Here is an 18,065-nt window from a genome sequence, read left to right as displayed (position 1 = left end):
ATCGGTTATTGAAAGTTGTTGGTCGACTGTTTGTTTGGGGCAACGAGAACAATATGAGGGGTGACGGTTTGTTTTAAAACCCATTGATGTTGACTAAATATTTAAGTCATAAAAAAGCCCCGGCTATTTAAAGTCGGGGCTTTTTATTAGTGCAGGTTATTTACATCACCGGATAATCGATATAACCCACCGGCCCTTTCCCATAGAACGTTTCCGGATGCGCTTCGTTCAACGGTGCATCGGCTTTCAAACGTGCCGGCAGGTCCGGGTTGGCAATGAACGGCACTCCGAAGGCAACGGCATCGGCCTTGCCCTCGGCCAGCCAGGCATTGGCGCTGTCCTTGGTGAAGCGTTCATTGGCGATGTATGGGCCGCCGAAAGCCTGCTTGAGTTGCGGACCGATGCTGTCATCGCCTTCCTTCTCACGGGAGCAGATGAAGGCGATGCCGCGCTTGCCCAGCTCGCGAGCTACGTATCTGAAGGTTTCCAGGCGGTTCTCGTCCCCCATGTCATGGGAGTCGGAGCGTGGTGCCAAGTGCACGCCAACCCGGCCGGCGCCCCAGACTTCAATGGTCGCGTCGGTCACTTCCAACAGCAGGCGGGCTCGGTTTTCCAAGGCGCCGCCGTAGCTGTCGGTACGCTGGTTGGTGCTGCTTTGCAGGAACTGGTCGAGCAGGTAGCCGTTGGCGCCATGGATTTCCACACCGTCGAAACCGGCGGCCTTGGCATTCTCGGCACCGACGCGGTACGCATCGACGATGTCGGCGATTTCAGCGGTTTCCAGTGCGCGTGGGGTCGGGAAGTCGGCCAGCGGACGCACCAGGCTCACGTGGCCTTTGGGCTGAATCGCGCTGGGCGCCACCGGGGTTTCGCCGTTCAGGTACGACGGGTGGGAGATCCGGCCCACGTGCCACAGTTGCAGGAAGATCTTGCCGCCAGCGCCGTGGATCGCCTTGGTGACGTTGGACCAGCCGCGCACTTGGTCGTTGGACCAGATGCCCGGGGTGTCCGGATAGCCCACACCCATCGGCGTGACCGAGGTGGCTTCGCTGAGGATCAGGCCGGCGGAGGCGCGTTGCACGTAGTACTCGGCCATCAAGGCATTGGGTACGCGGCCTGCGTCAGCGCGGCAGCGCGTGAGCGGAGCCATGATGATGCGGTTCTTCAGCTCGATATCGCCGAGTTTGATGGGGTCGAAAATTGTCGCCATGAAATACAACCTCGCAAGTGAAGGATTAAAAGTCAGTGAGTGGCAGGTGCCAGGTCGGCATGAGCGCCCTGGCGGAAAGTGATGAGGGTGACCAGCAGCGCCAGCACGGCCAGCGCGCCCGCCGCCAGGGGCACTGCCGTCAGGCCCAGGCCATGGTCGATGACGCTGCCGCCGACCCAGGCGCCCAAGGCGTTGCCAATGTTGAAGGCGCCGATGTTCAGGGTGGAAACCAGGTTGGGCGCGTCTTTGCCGAAGGTCACCACATTGACCTGCAGTGCCGGCACCGCGGCGAAGCAGGCAGTGGCCCAGAGGAACAGTGTGATCTCGGTCGGGATCAGCGCCACGCTGGTCCAGCTCAATACGGTGGACACCACCGCCATGGTCAGGAAGACGCCCATCAGCGTATTCGCCAGGCTTTTGTCCGCCAGCTTGCCGCCGATGATGTTGCCCAGGGTCAGGCCCAGGCCGATCAGCACCAGGGTCCAGGTCACGCCACGGGGCGATACGCCGGTTACTTCACCCAGCAGCGGGGCGACGTAGGTGAACAGGGTGAATACCGAGGCGGAGAACAGCGCGGTCATGCTCAGGGACAGCCACAGGCCGGCGCCTTTGAGTGATACCAGTTCCGAACGCATGTCGAGTTTTTCTTCATCGCGCTTGGCCGGCAGGAAACGGATCAGGCCGATCAGCGCAACTACGCCAATGACAGTCACCGCCCAGAAGGTCGAACGCCAACCGGCTTGCTGGCCCAATGCGGTACCCAGCGGTACGCCGAGCACGTTGGCCAGGGTCAGGCCGGTGAACATCAGGGCCACGGCCGAGGCACGCTTGTTCGGCGCTACGAGGCCGGCGGCAACCACCGAACCGATGCCGAAGAACGCACCGTGGCACAGGGCGGTGACGACGCGCGCAAACATCAGCACGTTGTAGTCGCTTGCGACGGCGCAGAGCAGGTTGCCAATGATGAAGATCCCCATTAGCGCCACCAGCGCGGCCTTGCGCGGCAGTCGCGCGGTGGCCAGGGCCATGAACGGCGCACCGATGGCCACGCCCAGGGCGTAGCCGGTCACCAGCCAGCCGGCACCGGGAATCGACACGCCCAGGTCCGCCGCCACGTCGGGCAACAGGCCCATGATGACGAACTCGGTGGTGCCGATGGCGAATGCGCTCAGGGCCAGGATCAGGAGTGAGAGGGGCATGATGGATCCTTGTCAGGTCAGAGCTCTTGGCTCATTTGCTTGAGGAACTGTTGGATCAGGTCCTCGTTGCGTTTGAAGAAGTGCCATTGACCGACCTTCTGGCTGGTGATCAGCCCCGCCCGTTGCAACACCGCCAAGTGCGCAGACACCGTGGATTGCGACAGGCCGCAACGCTGGTCGATCTGTCCGGCGCAAATGCCGAATTCGTGGTTGTGCAACTGTTCGGGGAACTGGACCTTGGGGTCTTTGAGCCAGTTGAGGATGTCTCGCCGTACTGGGTGCGCCAGGGCTTTTATTATTTCGTCGAGGTCGAGGGTCATGGTGGCAAGCTCGGAGTGAGTAAAACGCTATATCGCGATGGAACGAACCTTAAATCGTTATTTTACGATATACAAATATGGATTTGATCTGAGCATCGAGAAGATCGCTATATCGGGTTATAACGATATTGGCGGGGTGGTGCTAAGCTGCGGACCATGAACTATCTCGCGCACCTACACCTCGGCGGCCCTGGCCGGGAACAACTGCTCGGCAGTCTTTATGGCGATTTCGTCAAAGGGCCGCTTCAAGGGCAATTCGACCCGCGGATCGAGGCGGCGATTGCTTTGCATCGACGCATCGACATGTACACCGACCGCCACCCGTTGGTGGATATCGCCCTGTCACGTTTTTCCACGGTTCGGCGGCGTTATGCCGGGATCGTGCTGGATGTGTTTTTCGACCATTGCCTAGCGCGGGATTGGACGTTGTACGGCGAGGGTCCGCTGATGGAATTCACCTCCCAGGTCTATCAAGTCCTCGCCGCCGAACCGCAACTGCCGGGACGCTTGGCGCATATAGCACCGTACATGGCGGCGGATGACTGGCTGGGGTCTTATCGAGAGTTCGAAGTGATCGGGCAAGTATTGCGTGGCATCTCGCGGCGCCTGTCCCGGCCAGAGGAACTGGCCGGGGCGAAGGAAGAGCTGGTCAGGCTCTATGAACCGTTGAGCGAAGACTTTCGGTTGTTCTATCCGCAGTTGCAGGATTTTGCGCTGAACCAGGTCACACCAAATAACTAAATGTGGGAGCGGCGGTTCGGCGCTCGACTTGCTCGCGAAGGCGCTGGGTCAGTCAACATCTGTGTTGAATGTACTGCCGTCTTCGCGAGCAAGCCCACAACGGGGCTTCACAGAAATCCGAATCAGGCCGCAATCGCAGCAGGTCGCATCGGCGCTTGCTGTTTCTCTGGCATCTCGCCGAATAACGCCCTGTGCACCGCCTGCTGCGCCTGAAACGCCAGCGCCGCACGCTCCTGGCCATGGCAGGCAATCGGCTCCAGCAGATGGATTTCGACGTCGCCGCGATCGTTGGCGAACAGCCGCATCAGGTGCGACAGCAAATCATCATCGCCAATGAACGGTGCCAGTGAATCCGGTTCACCGTTGCGCAGGTAACGGATCGCCACCGGCTGCAACGCGACATCGGCATCGATGGCCGCCGACAACAAGCGACCATGGAAGGTGCGCAGGGTGCGACCATCGGTGGTGGTGCCTTCCGGGAACATCAGCAACGGATGGGCCTGTTCCAGATGGCGACTCATTTGCTTGCGGATCAATTGGCTGTCACCCGAACCGCGCCGGATAAACAGGCTGCCGGCCTTGGCGGCCAGCCATCCGGCGACCGGCCAGGTGCGCACTTCGGCCTTGGACAGGAACGACAGCGGCGTGAGCATCCCCAGCAACGGGATGTCGGTCCAGGACACATGGTTGCTGACCCACAGCATCGGCCGTTGCGGCAGTTGACCGTGGACGGTGACTGAAAAGGGCAGGGCACGGCTCAGCCGTGCCATGAAGAACCGCGACCAGCGCTGGCGACGGACCATCGAGTTGGCGATCCCGGCACGTTCAAACAGGCCGAACACGCAGGCCATGCTCAGGCCCAGCGTCACCACCAGCAATACTCGCGCGATTCGCGCGTACACCCGCAGCCGGCTCATCAGACCGCTGCCTTGAAGTGGCGGGCGTAGCGCGGGCAGAGTTCGTCGCGCTTGAGCAGGATGAACACGTCGGCCACCTGGAAATCCTCGTCCCAGCACGGCTCACCGCAAATCTTCGCGCCCAGGCGCATGTAGGCCTTGAGCAGTGGCGGCATCTCGGCGATGACGTTGGACGGCACGTCCAGGGTCGGCAAGGGTTTTTTTGGTACCGCTTGCAGGTGTTCGGTGCACAGGTAGCGTTCGCGCAGACGCTGCATGATCGCCTGGGCCTGGATACCGCCGTCCTGCATCGCAATGCTCGCGCAGCCCATCAGGTAGCTGTAGCTACCTTCGTTCAGGACTTCGGCCAGTTCGCCCCAGAGCACCGCGATGGTGCCACCGTTACGATAGGCCGGGTCGACGCAGGTACGGCCGATTTCCAGGATCGGGCCCTTGAGATGGACCAGGCCGTGGAGGCTGAATTCTTCTTCGCTGTAGAACCGGCCCAGGCTGCTGGCGGCCTGGTGGTCGAGCAGGCGAGTGGTCGCCACGAGGCGGCCGGTGTTCAGGTCGCGTACCCCGATGTGGGCGCAGTGAACATCATAGTCATCCATGTCCAGACCCATTTCCGCGCCCTTGAGCTTGGCGTTGAATTCGCCGCTGAAGACGTTGAAACGCAGGGCCTGTGCTTCTTGCAAGGCTTGGGCGCCGATCAGGCGTTCGGCTTGCAGGCGGCGTTCATTGCCGGTGTCGCTGATGCGGGCGATCTGGGTCATAGCGAATCTCCGTGCGGGCTGTCCACCGTCTAGGGGTGAGCCAATCGACTTTCTTTATGCGGCCATGTTGTGCAAAGTCAGGCTATGTAGCCCCGGTGTCATCGCCATGAAGCTTTGGTGATGCTTATATGACAGCCTTCAAGGAGCCCTCTCATGCCTTGGCACACCCTGATCGAACGCGGCGAGCGCCTGCCCGCCCATCCGGACCTGGCCGAAGGATATTCAGCGTTGTTGCAACGCTTGGGGCCGGTAACGCCGTTCGAGCTGGCCGTAACCGGGGCGCGGTTGATGGCGACACCGGGACTGGCGTTCCTGGTGGGGTACCAGGCGGCGCTGCGGGTGCTTTGGCCCAGCGCCCCCCCGAGCCTCGGCGCCTTGTGTGCCACCGAACAGCGCCGCCTGCGCCCGGCGGACATGCAAACCCGCCTCGACGACTTGCGCCTGAGTGGACGCAAGGATTTCGTCACCGCTGGCGACGCCGCCGAGTGGCTGCTGATTGCCGCTCGCTGCGAAGCACCCGGTGAAACGCCACGGCTGAACTTGGCCGTGGCCTATGCGGGTGAGCCCGGCGTAACCCTGGAAAAACTGCCCGCCATTGCCCTGATGCCGGACATCAGCCATGGCCGCGTCCTGCTCGACGGCGCGCTGTGCGAGTTACTGGCAGGCGACGGTTGGGACGCCTACGTCAAACCGTTCCGCACCCTGGAAGACCTTTATGTGCTCAGCGCGATGACCGCCTGGTTGCATGGCGTCGGGCAAGAGTGTGCCTGGCCCCAAGCGTTGCAATTGCGCCTGCTGGCGTTGCTCGCCGGTTGCGCGGAGGTGAGTCGGCATAACCCTTCCAGTGCGGCCGGGCATGTGCTGCTGGGCGGGTTGTTCGCTCAGTTCCAGGGGCTCGACGGCGAACTGAACGATGCGTTGAACGCCGGGCCTGCGGTGTGGCACGAGATGTGGCAGCGGGATAAAGGGGTGATGGAGATTGCGGCGGGGGCGCGGGCCAAGCGCTTGGCCAAGGCATTGGGACTGTCGACACAAGCCTCGAAACTGTCATCAAGTCTGAATAGGCTCTGAAGGTTCAATCCTGCGAGCCCCGAGCATGTCCAAAGGCTGGTTCCTGATCCCGCTGCTGTTGCTCAGCATGAGCGTCCACGCCGAAGACTGGCCCGGCGAGCAATGGTCAAGTGGCCCGACCCCGAGCGGGCCGGCCATCGAAGCCTTGGCGCAATACGCCTTCCCACCCCGGGACGATGCGAGCCGCGAGGGCATCCGCACCGATGCGCTGCTGGTGATCCAGGACGGTCGGCGGGTCTACGAACGCTACGCCGGCCCGACCACTGCCCAGACCCCGCACCTGAGCTGGTCCATCAGCAAAAGCCTGCTGGCGACAGTGTTCGGCGTGGCCTACGGGGAAAAGCGCTTTGCCCTGGATGATCCGGCAGCCAAGTACTACCCGCTACTGAGCCGGCACCCGGGCCTGACCCTGGCCGATCTTTTCCACTGGGCCTCCGGCCTGGACTGGCAGGAAGACTACGAATACGCGCCGCTTAACTCTTCGGTGGTGGCGATGCTTTATACCCGTGGGCGTCATGACATGGCGGCGTTCACTGCGCAGCATGCAAGCGTCAACCCGCCGGGGCAGGCGTTCCGTTATTCCAGCGGTGACAGCAACCTACTGGCGGCGGCCTTGAGAACCATCGTCGGCCCGGCGCGCTACCCCGACTACCCCTGGACGGCCTTGTTCGAACCCCTGGGCATCCACCACGCCACCTGGGAAACCGATGCCAGCGGCACGTTCGTGGGATCGTCCTATGCCTACCTCACCGCGCGAGACCTAGCGCGTGTCGGGTTGTTGATGCAGCGGGACGGTCGCTGGGGCGAACGGCAACTGATCCCCAAGGCGTGGGTCGCGTTCAATCGCCAGCCGTTCGCCCACTTCCAGGCCGGCCAGGATGAAGCCGTGCCCGGTGGGCATTGGTGGCTCAACCGCGCCGCCGATCCGGCGATCCACCCCTGGCCCGATGCGCCAGCGGATACCTTTGCCGCGCTGGGCCATTGGGGCCAGGCGCTGTACATTATCCCCAGCGCCAAACTGGTGATCGTGCGTTATGGCGACGACCGCGACGGCAGCTATCGCCATAACGAACTGCTCAAGCGCGCCATAGCGGCGTTCGCCGGGACGGTGCAGCCATGAAGCGCAGAGTGTTGCTTAGCCTGCTGTCGGGGCTGCTCATCGTCCTGTTCAGTTGGGTCTGGCTGGAGCGGGTGGCATTGCGGACCTTTCCCGACATCATCAGCGCCTACACCGCCAAGGAATATTGCTCGTGTCGCTACGTGATGCAGCAACCGGCCGAGTATTGCCGTGGTTATGTGCAGCAGTCAGTGCCCACCAGTGATTTTCTCGAGACCGCTGAAGCGAAACGCATCACCGTCAGCGGGTTGGGGCGTAGCAACAGCGCGCGGTGGATGGGGGCGCGGCAGGGGTGTCGGTTGGAGCCCTGAACCAACCTTTGGCAACATGGCCTTGCTCCCACAGATAAACCCCTTCACCCCAGGTTCTCTGTATTGCTGGGCAGTTGTTGCAACAGACAGTTTGCAAGCGCCCTCGGCCCGGTTAAGGTTCGCCACAGGTTTATGTGCCCTGCGAGTGTGTATGTTCAAGCGGTTTTTCCCTCACGCTGCCGCCAGCTTGCTGCTGGCCTGCGCCGCGCTACCAGCCCAGGCCAACTGGTACCTGGACGGCGAGTCGTCGCGGCTGTCGTTTATCAGCAGCAAAAACGGCAACGTTTCCGAGGTCCAGCGGTTCCTGGTGCTGCACGGTCAAGTCCAGCCCGAGGGCTTGGCGCGCCTGGAAGTGGAACTTGAGTCCATCAACGGTGGCATTCCCCTGCGCGATGAGCGCATGCGGGCCGAGCTGTTCGAGATCAAGCAATTTGCCGAAGCCACTGTCACCGCAAAGATCGACCTGGCGCCGATCCAGGACCTGGCCAACGGCGCGCAGTTGGAATTGCGCCTGCCGCTGACGGTGAACCTGCACGGCAAGCAGCATGATTACCCCGTCGAGTTGCTGGCCACGCGCCTGGACGAGCGCCGTTTCCAAGTGGTGACCCTGGAGCCGGTGGTGCTCAACGCTGCGGATTTCGATCTGGTGCCGGGGCTGGAAAAGCTGCGAAACCTGGCCGGGTTGTCGGCCATCGGCCTCTCGGTGCCAGTGAATGCGGTGCTGATTTTCACGGCGCGCTGATATGAGTGGCCCGGTATTTCCCTGGCGTGAAGGCAATCGCTTCGAGCTGTTGATCGATGGCCCGCAGTTCTTCCCGCGCATGCTGGTGGAAATCGCCCGTGCCCAGGAACAGGTCGAGCTGGAACTCTATCTGGTGGAAGCGGGCACTTGCGCCGAGGCGATGGTTCAGGCGCTGGTGCAGGCCGCCGAGCGTGGCGTTCGTGTGCGGTGTCTGTTCGATGACTACGGCAGCCTGGCGTTTACCTTGGCCCTGCGCAAGCGTCTGATCGAGGCTGGGGTGGCGTTGCGTTTCTACAATCGCCTGAGCTGGCGCCGCTGGGTGCGCAACCTTTACCGGGATCACCGCAAGCTGCTGCTGGTGGATCAACGCCTGGCCGTGGTCGGCGGCACCGGGGTGACCGATGAATTCTGGAATCCTCTCGACGACCGCAGTGAGTGGCACGAAGTGATGGTGGAAATTGTCGGCCCGCTGGTGCTCGACTGGCAGTTGCTGTTTGACCGCCAGTGGCTCGCCAACCGCCATCGGCGAGCCTGGAAACCGGCGTCCAACTTCGGCTTGCCGCGCCTGCCGCGCGTACCGCCGGTGGGCGAGGGCATGGGCCGGGTGGCGTATGCCGACGCCCGCCAGCATCACGATATCCTGCAGTCGCTGTCCCGGGCATTGAACAGCGGCCAGAAACGCATCTGGATGGCGACGCCGTATTTCCTGCCGACCTGGAACGTACGCCGTTCCTTGCGCAAGGCTGCCGCCCGCGGCATTGATGTGCGCCTGCTGCTAACCGGCCCGCGCACCGATCACCCGTCCGTGCGCTACGCCGGGCACCGTTACTACCCGCGACTGCTCAAGGCCGGCGTGCAGATTTTCGAATACCAGCCGTGTTTCCTGCACCTGAAGATGGTGCTGGTGGACGACTGGGTCAGCATCGGCTCCTGCAACTTCGATCACTGGAATCTGCGTTTCAACCTGGAGGCCAACCTCGAAGCCTTGGACTCCAGGCTCAGCCGTGCAGTGGCGGCCAGCTTTGAGCGGGACTTCACCCAGAGCCTGCAAGTCAGCCTCGACGCCTGGCAGCGCCGACCGTTGTGGAAGCGCTTCAAGCAGCGGGCGTGGGGGTTGGTGGATCGGTTGGTGGTGAATCTGCTGGGTCGGCGGGGCTAACCGCAATCTTTGAAATCACTGGAACCCAATGTGGGAGCGGGCTTGCTCGCGAGGGCGGTGTGTCAGCAGACTCACTTGCTGACTGATACACCGTCTTCGCGAGCAAGCCCGCTCCCACAGGGTCATGCAGTGTTGTTGGGTTAGAGCAACTCAAAACTTTGCTGCTTCACTTCCTGGGAGTCCAGGCCGATCTGCACGTTGAACTTGCCCGGTTCCGCCGCGTACTTGAGTTGGGCATTGAAGAACTTCAGGTCGTCCTCGGTGATGCTGAAGTGGATGACTTTCTTCTCGCCGGCCTTGAGCATCACCTTGCGGAAGTTCTTCAGTTCCTTCACCGGACGGATGATCGAACCGGTCACGTCCTGGATGTACAACTGCACCACGGTTTCGCCGTCACGCTTGCCGGTGTTTTCCAGTGTCACACTGGCATCGAGCTTGCCGGTCTTGTTCAGCGTGGTCGACGACAGGGCCATGTCCGACAGGCTGAACTCGGTGTAACTCAAGCCATAGCCGAACGGATAGAGCGGGCCGGTGGTGTCATCGAAGTACTGCGAGGTGTAGTTGCCCGGCTTGCCTGGCGTGAATGGCCGGCCGATGCTCAGGTGGTTGTAGTAGGTCGGAATCTGTCCCACCGAGCGTGGGAAGGTGATTGGCAGTTTGCCCGACGGGTTGTAGTCGCCGAACAGCACATCAGCGATGGCGTTGCCGCCTTCGGTGCCGCTGAACCAGGTTTCCAGGATCGCATCGGCCTGCTGCTTCTCGTCCTGTAACGACAGCGGACGGCCATTCATCAGCACCAGCACCAGCGGTTTCCCGGTGGCCTTCAGGGCCTTGATCAGTTCGCGTTGGCTGGTCGGGATGTTCAGCTTGGTACGGCTCGACGATTCATGGGACATGCCACGGGATTCGCCTACAGCGGCCACCACCACATCGGCATCCTTGGCGGCTTTCACTGCTTCGTCGATCAGCACCTGGGCCGGGCGCGGGTCGTCTACCACTTCCGGGGCATCGAAGTTGAGGAAGTTCAGGTAGTCGAGCACCTTCTTGTCGCCGGTGATGTTGGCGCCACGGGCGTAGATCAGCTTCGAGTCAGCGCCCAGGGCACGGGTCATGCCGTCGAACAGGGTGACCGATTGTGCAGGACGCCCGGCCGCGGCCCAACTGCCCATCATGTCGATCGGTGCCTTGGCCAGCGGGCCGACCAGGGCGATTTTCGCCGTCTTCTTCAGGGGCAGGGTCTGGTTGCGGTTTTCCAGCAGGACCAGGCTGCGGCGCGCCACGTCACGGGCGTCGGAGCGGTGCATGCGGCTTTCGGCGTAGGTGTCGGCCGGGTCGTCCTCGGCCTTGCCGATGCGCAGGTACGGGTCCTTGAACAGGCCCATGTCATATTTCGCTGCGAGCACTTCGCGCACTGCGTTGTCGATGTCGCTCTGCTCGATTTCGCCGGCCTTGAGCAACCCTGGCAGTTCCTTGCCATAGAGCGAGTCGTTCATGCTCATGTCGATACCGGCCTTGATCGCCAGTTTCGCCGCTTCGCGACCGTCCTTGGCGACGCCGTGCTTGATCAGTTCGAAAATGGCGCCGTGGTCACTGACCGCCAGGCCCTTGAAGCCCCATTCCTTGCGCAGCAGGTCGTTCATCAGCCAGGTGTTGGCGGTCGCCGGCACGCCGTTGATGGAGTTCAGCGCGACCATCACCCCACCGGCACCTGCGTCGATGGCGGCGCGGTAGGGTGGCAGGTAGTCCTGGTACATTTTCAACGGACTCATGTCCACGGTGTTGTAGTCCCGGCCGCCTTCCACCGCGCCGTACAGGGCGAAGTGCTTGACGCTGGCCATAATGCTGTCGGCCGCGTTGGCGCCGTTGCCCTGGAACGCCTTGACCATCACCCCGGCGATGCGCGACACCAGGTAGGTGTCCTCGCCGAAACCTTCGGAGGTGCGGCCCCAGCGAGGGTCGCGGGAAATGTCGACCATCGGCGCAAAGGTGATGTCCAGGCTGTCGGCGGCCGCTTCCTTGGCCGCGATGCGGCCGGAGTGGTAGATCGCGTCCATGTCCCAGCTCGAGGCCAGGGCCAGGGGGATCGGGAAAATCGTGCGGTGGCCGTGGATCACGTCATAGGCGAAGAACATCGGGATCTTCAACCGGCTGCGCATGGCCGCGTCCTGCATCGGACGGTTTTCATCGCGGGTGATGGAGTTGAACGTGCCACCGATGTTGCCGGCGGCGATTTCCTGGCGAATCATCTCCCGGGGCATTTCCGGGCCGATGCTGATCAGGCGCAATTGGCCGATCTTCTCGTCGAGGGTCATCTGCTTCATCAGGTTGCTGATGAAGGCGTCCTTGTTCTCTATGGGGGCTGGCAGGTTGTCGGCTAATACGGATTGACTGGCCAGACTGACAAACAGGCCCAGCAAACACAGCTTCTTCATGAATAATTTTCTCGCAAGCCTAAAGGGCGGTAATCAGGACACGCCGGTCAGCCAAAATGTGAGGAGCGGCTATTGTTGTTCAGTTAAATGCAGCACACTTTCGAACCCATTGGGCTGAACTTAGTTTCGCACTGCGCATTTTTTAGCCCATCGACCCGTTTCAATCCAGTGCGGCGGCAGATTATGCCCCAGGCGCCGGTGAGATAGGTGGCCGGTTTTTTCCAATGTCATGCCAGGGAGCGCTTCCTCCAATGAATCCACGACTGAACCACCTTCGCAGCTTGCCGATGCTGGCCCTGATGCTGCTCACCACGGTGCTGGCCGGTTGCGGCATCAATAACATCCCGACCCTGGACGAACAGGCCAAGGCCGCCTGGGGCCAGGTGCAGAACCAGTACCAGCGCCGCGCCGACCTGATTCCCAACCTGGTGGAAACCGTCAAGGGCTACGCCCAGCACGAGCAGGAAACCCTGACCGCAGTGATTGAAGCACGGGCCAAGGCGACGTCGATCCAGGTCGACGCCAACACGTTGAACAACCCGGAACAACTCAAGCAGTTCCAGCAGGCCCAGGACCAGTTGAGCGGCGCGTTGAGCCGGCTGATGGTGGTGGTCGAGCGTTATCCGGACCTCAAGGCCAACCAGAATTTCCTGGCGTTGCAATCGCAGCTCGAAGGCACCGAGAACCGCATCGCCGTGGCCCGCCGCGACTTCATCCTGGCCGTGCAGAAGTACAACACCGAAATCCGCACGTTCCCGGGGCGCCTGTGGCACAGCGTGATGTACAGCGACCTGCCGATCCGCGAAACCTTCGAGGCCACCAGCGTCAATGCCGAAAAACCCCCTGAAGTGAAGTTCTAAAAAATTGTGGGAGCGAGCTTGCTCCCACGCAGGAGTTGCGATGCGCGTGTTGAAATTTGGCCTGGTGCTGTTGCTCTGGATGTTTGCCATCACGGCCCAGGCCGAGCTGAAATTTCCGGCATTGACCGGGCGGGTGGTGGACGCCGCGCAGATGCTCGAACCGTCGGTGCGCGCGCAACTGCAAGCGCAGCTCAAGGCCCACGAACAGGCCACCGGCGAACAGGTGGTGGTGGTCACGCTGGCGGACCTGCAGGGCAGCAGCATCGAAGACTTCGGTTATCAACTGGGGCGCCATTGGGGCATCGGGCAGAAGGATAAAAACAACGGCGCGCTGCTGATCGTCGCCCGGGATGACCGTAAGCTGCGCATCGAGGTGGGCTACGGCCTGGAGGATCGCCTGACCGATGCGCAGAGTTCGGTGATCATCAACCAGGTGATCACCCCGGCCTTCAAGAGCGGCAACTTCAACAAAGGCATCAGCGACGGTGTCGCGGCGATGCTGGTGGTGCTGGGCGGCAGCCCGTTGGACGAGCCGGCGCCGGTATACCGTGCGGATGGGCAGCAGGGGCAGGGCGATTTTGTCGAGCGCCATCCAGGGCTGTTCGTTTTCCTGGTGATCCTGTTTATTTTGACGATATTGGTCTGCCAGATGCTCGGTATCCTGCCGGCGGGTCGTGGCGGCTCTGGCGGTTCCGGTGGGGGAGGTTTCAGCGGCGCAGGTGGCGGGGGCTTCAGCGGTGGCGGTGGCAGTTTCGGGGGCGGCGGTTCGTCGGGCGGCTGGTGACAATAATAATGAGCGGGCACTTTTAACATGGCATTACTGACGGAACACGAACAACGCAAGGTCGCCGAGGCCATCGCCCGGGTCGAGCGGCATACCGACGCTGAACTGGTCACGGTGCTGGCCGCCCGCGCCGACGACTACGCCTATATCCCACTGTTATGGGCCAGCCTGCTGGCCCTGGTGGTACCCGGTGTGGTCCATTACCTCAGCGGCTGGCTGGCGATGCACAGCCTGTTGTTGGTGCAGTGGGTCAGTTTCATTGTGCTGTGCCTGGTGTTTCGCATCCCCAGGATCACCACGCACCTGATCCCCCGTTCCGTGCGTCACTGGCGGGCCTCCAACCTGGCGCGCCGGCAATTCCTCGAACAGAACCTGCACCACACCGTGGGTAGCACGGGGATGCTGATCTTTGTCTGCGAGGCGGAGCGGTACGTGGAAATCCTGGTCGATGAAGGCATTTCCAAGCGCCTGGACAACAAATGCTGGGATGCCATCGTCGCAGTGTTCACCCAGCAGGTTCGCCAAGGGCACACCCTGCAGGGTTTCGTGACCTGCATCGAAGCTTGCGGCGAATTGCTCAAGGAGCACGTGCCGGTGACCCAGGAGCGCAATGAATTGCCGAATCGGTTGGTGGTGCTGGGCTGAAGTTTCTGCCAGCACAAACCTGTGGGCGCAAAGCTTGCTCGCGATGAACGATCACTCGGTTTGGCCTGCCAAAGCGCGGCGTATTCATCGCGGGCAAGCCTTGCTCCCACAGAGGTTACTGCTCGTCACACGAACTTTTCCGTGCCCTCGCTGCCCATCCCCCCTAAAATACCGCCATTCCCGATTCGCCCCGCCCGAGGCCGTTTTTTCATGTCCGCCATCGCAACGCCCGTCCGTCCCGCGCCGGATCATCACGCCCAGTTCATCGAGCTGCTGCGCACCAGCCTTGAGCAGAACGGCTTCATCAAGCTGGTGCTGGCCAAGTACGTGGGTGAAGAGGCGGACCTCCAGCGGCTGATCATCAAGCAGCTGACGGTCAAGGACCAGCCGTGCCTGTCCTTCGTCTACCGCTACAAGACCCGCGACATCACCAAGAATTTCCCGCTGGCCGAAGGTGTGGAAACCATTGCTGCACTGTTGCCGGCATCGTTCAAAAACGCGCATTTGCTGGCGGTCACCGACGAGGCGCAGTTGGAGTACAGCAAGAAGGGTAAGAGCTCGCTGTTCAAGAGCAAGCCCCAGCAACTGCGGGAAGTGCCATCTGCCGAGCACAACCGTGAGAAAAATCGCTTCCTCGACCTGAGCCGGCCATTTTTGGCCGACCTGGGCGTGACCAACCACAAGCACGAGCTGATTCCGGCGATGTCGCGCAAGTGGAAGCAGATCAACAAGTTCATCGAGGTCTTCAGCCATGCGCTGACGTCTTCGCCGCTGGCCCTGGACAAACCGGTGCGGGTCTCGGATTTCGGTTCGGGCAAAGGTTACCTGACGTTTGCCATCCACGATTACCTGCGCAACACCTTGCAGGCCGAAGGCGTGGTGACCGGTGTCGAGCTGCGCGAAGACATGGTCAAGCTGTGCAACGAAGCCGCCGCGCGGCTGGAACACCCGGGCTTGAGTTTCCAGCACGGTGACGTGCGCAGCGTGGCGCCGAGCGCGGTGGATGTGATGATCGCCTTGCACGCCTGCGACATCGCCACCGACTACGCGATCCACATGGGCATTCGCTCGGGCGCTTCGATCATCATGTGCTCGCCGTGCTGCCACAAGCAGATCCGCTTGCAGATCCAGAGCCCGGCCTTGCTCAAGCCGATGTTGCAATACGGCCTGCACCTTGGCCAGCAGGCGGAAATGGTCACCGACAGCCTGCGGGCGTTGTTCCTGGAAGCATGCGGCTACGAGACCAAGGTCTTCGAGTTCATCTCCCTGGACCACACCAACAAGAACAAGATGATCCTGGCCGTCAAACGCGCCGAGCCTGCGGACCCCACCGAGCTGCTGGCCAAGATTCAGGAACTCAAGGCCTTCTACCACGTTACCGAGCACTGCCTCGAAACGCTGCTGCGGGCCGATGGTTACCTTGCCTGAGGCTGGTGCTCCCACAGGACCCGTTCCCGCAAGGGCAGAGGTGCATCCCGTCAGGTAATGAGCGGTTATCCCCCGCCTGCCAACACTCCGGGCTACCTTTAATGCGTTAACCACTCACGCATCCCAAAGGAGCTCTTCCCATGGCCGCCAAGAAAATCCTCATGCTGGTCGGCGATTACGTCGAAGATTATGAAGTCATGGTGCCGTTCCAGGCCCTGCAGATGATCGGCCACACCGTGCACGCCGTGTGCCCGGACAAAACCGCGGGGCAGACGGTGCGCACGGCGATCCACGATTTTGAAGGCGACCAGACCTACAGTGAAAAACCGGGGCACTTGTTTGCCCTTAACCATGACTTCGCCAACGTCCAGGCCGCCGACTACGACGCGCTACTGCTGCCGGGAGGGCGAGCGCCGGAATACCTGCGCCTGAATGAAACCGTCCTGCAACTGGTGCGTGATTTCGACCTGGCGGGCAAGCCGATTGCCGCGGTGTGCCACGGTGCGCAGTTGCTGGCGGCGGCGGGGATCCTCGAAGGACGTGAATGCAGCGCCTACCCGGCGTGTGCCCCAGAAGTACGGCTGGCGGGCGGGACCTATATCGACATCCCCGTGACCGAAGGCCATGTCCAGGGCAATCTCGCAACGGCACCGGCGTGGCCCGCGCATCCAAACTGGCTGGCGGGGTTCCTGACGCTGCTGGGCACGGCCATCACGTTGTAATGGCGCGGCACAGCGGACTGGCAGGGTAAGTGCGCTGGGTCTTTGCTCTCGGGGCTTGTCTTCTATTGCCAGGAGAAAAATCATGTCTGGATGGTACGAAATCAGCAAAAGCAGCAGCGGCCAGTTTCGGTTTGTACTCAAAGCGGCCAACGCCGAGACAATCTTGACCAGTGAGTTGTACACCACCCGCAGCGGTGTCGACGGTGGCATTGCGTCGGTGCAGAAAAACAGTCCGTTGACCGAGCGCTATGAACTTAAGAACACCAAGGATGGCCATCCGTACTTCAACCTCAAGGCGGCCAACCATGAAGTGATTGGCAGCAGTGAGGCTTATTCATCGGACGCGGCCAGGGACAAAGGCATTGCCAGCGTCAAGGCCAACGGACCGACGACGGTCATCAAGGACAAGACGGTGGCTGCGCTCTGACAGGGCAGCAATAAGGGCGCCTAGCCTGTGGAGGGGGATTTATGTGTGGCAGCAAGCTTTGCTCCCACACATACATCCCCCTCCACACGTTTTTACCTGGCCTTTAAACCTCCACCGGCACCGACAATTTCGGATCGCCCAGTGGGTGGCTCTTGGCATCGAAGAAGCGTAATTGCACCTCCAGCCCCTGGAAGACTTTGGCGTAATGCCGCTTCTGATGCTGGATGAACGCCTGGCTACGGGGGTAGATCGAAATCGCTACGGTTTTCGGTGCGGCCAGGCGCAGGGCTTGCACGATGTGGTTGTCCTGCTCGCCCAGGGCATGGCCGAACAGGCACAGGTTGTCGCCCTGCTGCAGCAACTGGTCGTAGCAGAACGATAGGTAATCGCTGCTGCGGATGGTCTTGAGCTTGTCCTGGCTCGGGCCTTCATTGACGAACAACGGTACGTCGTCGAGGGTCTTGATCGTGTTGTTGATGGCGAAACTGCCCAGCAAGGTGCCTTCGGTGGACGTGAGTTTGCGCGCCGTGCCGTCCTGGTTGCGTACCAGGTGCAGGCCGCCGTGCAGATATAGCAGGCGTGGTTTGTCCGTGGTCGCCTGGCTCAGGTCGAAACTGTGGTTTTCACCGAAGAACAGGTCGCTGATGGTCTCGGGCGCCTGCTGGATCGCCCAGTAGTTGAGCAGGTCGTAGTTGGTGGTGAACACCGTGTGGTAGTGGCTCAGCTCCTGGTTGAGCGTCGCCAGGGTCGATGGTTGCACCAGGCGCCATGGTATGTGCACCGCATGCACGGTGTTGATCAGTGCTTCCTTGATCGCGTAGTAGCGATTGCGCGGCGCGGCGGAGCTGACGGCCAGGGCCTTGTTCACTCGACTGGTGGTTTTCAGCGCCGCGAGCACCTGTTCGAAACTGCGCGTCTGCATCGCGTCGAACACGCTCAGCTCCGACGGGCTCAGGGGTTTTTCCTCGACGGTGCGGGCATTTTCGAACAGCGAGTCATAGCCGAAATCATCCCACACTGCGCGGCTGGCTCCATTGCCCACCAGCAGGCCGCTGAAGGCGGTGTCGGCGCGCAAGGCCTCCCAGTCTTCGAGCCGGGTGTCGTATTCCTGGAAATCGGTCATCGCAAGGATCATCTCAAAACGTGGCAAAGGCAGGGCGCGACTTTATCACGACCCAGTCTTGAGCCAGATCAAGATACGTCATGACTACTCGGTCATTCTGTA

At 61.6% G+C, this 18,065-nt stretch carries 19 protein-coding genes; 12 read left to right on the top strand and 7 right to left on the bottom strand.

The genetic code is table 11. The features are described from left to right. Positions 1–160 precede the first annotated feature (160 nt). The 3 genes from AACY31_RS02950 to AACY31_RS02940 are packed head-to-tail and all read right to left on the bottom strand — an operon-like array spanning position 161 to position 2,729. Entirely contained in the window at positions 161–1,210 is a 1,050-nt protein-coding gene (locus AACY31_RS02950; RefSeq protein ID WP_339503831.1) for an alkene reductase, read from the bottom strand. 32 nt (positions 1,211–1,242) lie between these two features. Then, positions 1,243–2,409 (bottom strand): MFS transporter, encoded by a 1,167-nt coding sequence (locus AACY31_RS02945; protein ID WP_339475795.1) that lies wholly within the window; start codon positions 2,407–2,409, stop codon positions 1,243–1,245. A gap of 17 nt (positions 2,410–2,426) precedes the next feature. Further along, positions 2,427–2,729 carry an ArsR/SmtB family transcription factor gene (locus tag AACY31_RS02940; RefSeq protein ID WP_339475792.1) on the bottom strand — a complete coding sequence of 101 codons (303 nt, stop codon included), beginning with the start codon at positions 2,727–2,729 and terminating at the stop codon, positions 2,427–2,429. A 156-nt stretch (positions 2,730–2,885) separates the two neighbouring features. Here AACY31_RS02940 and AACY31_RS02935 point away from each other — a divergent pair, with 156 nt between their 5' ends. Continuing rightward, positions 2,886–3,470 (top strand): acyl carrier protein phosphodiesterase, encoded by a 585-nt coding sequence (locus tag AACY31_RS02935; protein WP_339475789.1) that lies wholly within the window; start codon positions 2,886–2,888, stop codon positions 3,468–3,470. A 122-nt stretch (positions 3,471–3,592) separates the two neighbouring features. On the opposite strand, the gene AACY31_RS02930 is transcribed toward AACY31_RS02935, so the two are convergent. Continuing rightward, entirely contained in the window at positions 3,593–4,387 is a 795-nt protein-coding gene (locus tag AACY31_RS02930) for a lysophospholipid acyltransferase family protein (protein ID WP_339491495.1), read from the bottom strand. After that, positions 4,387–5,142: an L-ornithine N(alpha)-acyltransferase gene (gene olsB, locus AACY31_RS02925; protein WP_339475785.1), complete on the bottom strand. Its 756-nt coding sequence runs from the start codon at positions 5,140–5,142 to the stop codon at positions 4,387–4,389. Before olsB ends, AACY31_RS02930 begins: the two co-directional genes overlap by 1 nt. 153 nt (positions 5,143–5,295) lie before the next feature. Here olsB and AACY31_RS02920 point away from each other — a divergent pair, with 153 nt between their 5' ends. The 5 genes from AACY31_RS02920 (at position 5,296) to AACY31_RS02900 (ending at position 9,542) form a co-directional block, all read left to right on the top strand. Next, entirely contained in the window at positions 5,296–6,213 is a 918-nt protein-coding gene (locus tag AACY31_RS02920) for an acyl-CoA dehydrogenase (protein ID WP_339475783.1), read from the top strand. Between the two features lie 25 nt (positions 6,214–6,238). Beyond that, positions 6,239–7,333 (top strand): serine hydrolase domain-containing protein, encoded by a 1,095-nt coding sequence (locus AACY31_RS02915; RefSeq protein WP_339475781.1) that lies wholly within the window; start codon positions 6,239–6,241, stop codon positions 7,331–7,333. Beyond that, positions 7,330–7,641 (top strand): amidase, encoded by a 312-nt coding sequence (locus AACY31_RS02910; RefSeq protein ID WP_339475779.1) that lies wholly within the window; start codon positions 7,330–7,332, stop codon positions 7,639–7,641. The genes AACY31_RS02915 and AACY31_RS02910 overlap by 4 nt, the downstream gene beginning before the upstream one ends. Positions 7,642–7,792: 151 nt before the next feature. Next, positions 7,793–8,383, top strand: a complete 591-nt coding sequence (locus AACY31_RS02905; protein WP_339475776.1) for a YceI family protein — start codon at positions 7,793–7,795, stop codon at positions 8,381–8,383. Position 8,384: 1 nt separating this feature from the next. After that, positions 8,385–9,542 carry a phospholipase D-like domain-containing protein gene (locus tag AACY31_RS02900; protein ID WP_339475773.1) on the top strand — a complete coding sequence of 386 codons (1,158 nt, stop codon included), beginning with the start codon at positions 8,385–8,387 and terminating at the stop codon, positions 9,540–9,542. 140 nt (positions 9,543–9,682) lie between these two features. On the opposite strand, the gene bglX is transcribed toward AACY31_RS02900, so the two are convergent. Beyond that, positions 9,683–11,974 carry a beta-glucosidase BglX gene (bglX, locus tag AACY31_RS02895; protein ID WP_339475771.1) on the bottom strand — a complete coding sequence of 764 codons (2,292 nt, stop codon included), beginning with the start codon at positions 11,972–11,974 and terminating at the stop codon, positions 9,683–9,685. A 251-nt stretch (positions 11,975–12,225) separates the two neighbouring features. On the opposite strand from bglX, the gene AACY31_RS02890 reads away from it, so the two are divergent. From AACY31_RS02890 to AACY31_RS02865, 6 genes are all read left to right on the top strand, one after another. Further along, entirely contained in the window at positions 12,226–12,834 is a 609-nt protein-coding gene (locus AACY31_RS02890) for a LemA family protein (RefSeq protein ID WP_339475768.1), read from the top strand. A gap of 40 nt (positions 12,835–12,874) precedes the next feature. Next, the gene (locus AACY31_RS02885) at positions 12,875–13,618 is read left to right on the top strand and encodes a TPM domain-containing protein (protein WP_339503829.1); all 744 of its coding nucleotides are present in this window, start codon (positions 12,875–12,877) and stop codon (positions 13,616–13,618) included. Positions 13,619–13,645: 27 nt separating this feature from the next. Then, positions 13,646–14,263 carry a TPM domain-containing protein gene (locus AACY31_RS02880; protein ID WP_339475763.1) on the top strand — a complete coding sequence of 206 codons (618 nt, stop codon included), beginning with the start codon at positions 13,646–13,648 and terminating at the stop codon, positions 14,261–14,263. Between the two features lie 210 nt (positions 14,264–14,473). Beyond that, positions 14,474–15,691 (top strand): class I SAM-dependent methyltransferase, encoded by a 1,218-nt coding sequence (locus tag AACY31_RS02875; protein ID WP_339491493.1) that lies wholly within the window; start codon positions 14,474–14,476, stop codon positions 15,689–15,691. Positions 15,692–15,831: 140 nt separating this feature from the next. After that, on the top strand, positions 15,832–16,413 hold the full coding sequence (locus tag AACY31_RS02870; protein ID WP_339475757.1) for a DJ-1/PfpI family protein: 582 nt from the start codon (positions 15,832–15,834) through the stop codon (positions 16,411–16,413). An 82-nt stretch (positions 16,414–16,495) separates the two neighbouring features. Continuing rightward, positions 16,496–16,840 carry a YegP family protein gene (locus tag AACY31_RS02865; protein WP_003198702.1) on the top strand — a complete coding sequence of 115 codons (345 nt, stop codon included), beginning with the start codon at positions 16,496–16,498 and terminating at the stop codon, positions 16,838–16,840. Between the two features lie 103 nt (positions 16,841–16,943). On the opposite strand, the gene AACY31_RS02860 is transcribed toward AACY31_RS02865, so the two are convergent. After that, complete coding sequence (locus AACY31_RS02860; protein WP_339503827.1) at positions 16,944–17,963, bottom strand: DUF4917 family protein; 1,020 nt, start codon at positions 17,961–17,963, stop codon at positions 16,944–16,946. Positions 17,964–18,065: the final 102 nt, after the last annotated feature.

The organism is Pseudomonas sp. RL_105y_Pfl2_101 (assembly GCF_963970585.1).
Lineage (GTDB): Bacteria > Pseudomonadota > Gammaproteobacteria > Pseudomonadales > Pseudomonadaceae > Aquipseudomonas.
This window is presented reverse-complemented; position numbering and strand designations above follow the sequence as displayed.

Coding starts and splice junctions, on each gene's coding strand:
- AACY31_RS02875 (WP_339491493.1), top strand. CDS start 14,474: ATGTCCGCCATCGCAACGCCCGTCCGTCCCGCGCCGGATCATCACGCC.
- AACY31_RS02910 (WP_339475779.1), top strand. CDS start 7,330: ATGAAGCGCAGAGTGTTGCTTAGCCTGCTGTCGGGGCTGCTCATCGTC.
- AACY31_RS02935 (WP_339475789.1), top strand. CDS start 2,886: ATGAACTATCTCGCGCACCTACACCTCGGCGGCCCTGGCCGGGAACAA.
- AACY31_RS02880 (WP_339475763.1), top strand. CDS start 13,646: ATGGCATTACTGACGGAACACGAACAACGCAAGGTCGCCGAGGCCATC.
- AACY31_RS02870 (WP_339475757.1), top strand. CDS start 15,832: ATGGCCGCCAAGAAAATCCTCATGCTGGTCGGCGATTACGTCGAAGAT.
- AACY31_RS02930 (WP_339491495.1), bottom strand. CDS start 4,387: ATGAGCCGGCTGCGGGTGTACGCGCGAATCGCGCGAGTATTGCTGGTG.
- AACY31_RS02890 (WP_339475768.1), top strand. CDS start 12,226: ATGAATCCACGACTGAACCACCTTCGCAGCTTGCCGATGCTGGCCCTG.
- AACY31_RS02865 (WP_003198702.1), top strand. CDS start 16,496: ATGTCTGGATGGTACGAAATCAGCAAAAGCAGCAGCGGCCAGTTTCGG.
- AACY31_RS02905 (WP_339475776.1), top strand. CDS start 7,793: ATGTTCAAGCGGTTTTTCCCTCACGCTGCCGCCAGCTTGCTGCTGGCC.
- AACY31_RS02945 (WP_339475795.1), bottom strand. CDS start 2,409: ATGCCCCTCTCACTCCTGATCCTGGCCCTGAGCGCATTCGCCATCGGC.
- bglX (WP_339475771.1), bottom strand. CDS start 11,974: ATGAAGAAGCTGTGTTTGCTGGGCCTGTTTGTCAGTCTGGCCAGTCAA.
- AACY31_RS02860 (WP_339503827.1), bottom strand. CDS start 17,963: ATGACCGATTTCCAGGAATACGACACCCGGCTCGAAGACTGGGAGGCC.
- AACY31_RS02950 (WP_339503831.1), bottom strand. CDS start 1,210: ATGGCGACAATTTTCGACCCCATCAAACTCGGCGATATCGAGCTGAAG.
- AACY31_RS02920 (WP_339475783.1), top strand. CDS start 5,296: ATGCCTTGGCACACCCTGATCGAACGCGGCGAGCGCCTGCCCGCCCAT.
- olsB (WP_339475785.1), bottom strand. CDS start 5,142: ATGACCCAGATCGCCCGCATCAGCGACACCGGCAATGAACGCCGCCTG.
- AACY31_RS02940 (WP_339475792.1), bottom strand. CDS start 2,729: ATGACCCTCGACCTCGACGAAATAATAAAAGCCCTGGCGCACCCAGTA.
- AACY31_RS02885 (WP_339503829.1), top strand. CDS start 12,875: ATGCGCGTGTTGAAATTTGGCCTGGTGCTGTTGCTCTGGATGTTTGCC.
- AACY31_RS02900 (WP_339475773.1), top strand. CDS start 8,385: ATGAGTGGCCCGGTATTTCCCTGGCGTGAAGGCAATCGCTTCGAGCTG.
- AACY31_RS02915 (WP_339475781.1), top strand. CDS start 6,239: ATGTCCAAAGGCTGGTTCCTGATCCCGCTGCTGTTGCTCAGCATGAGC.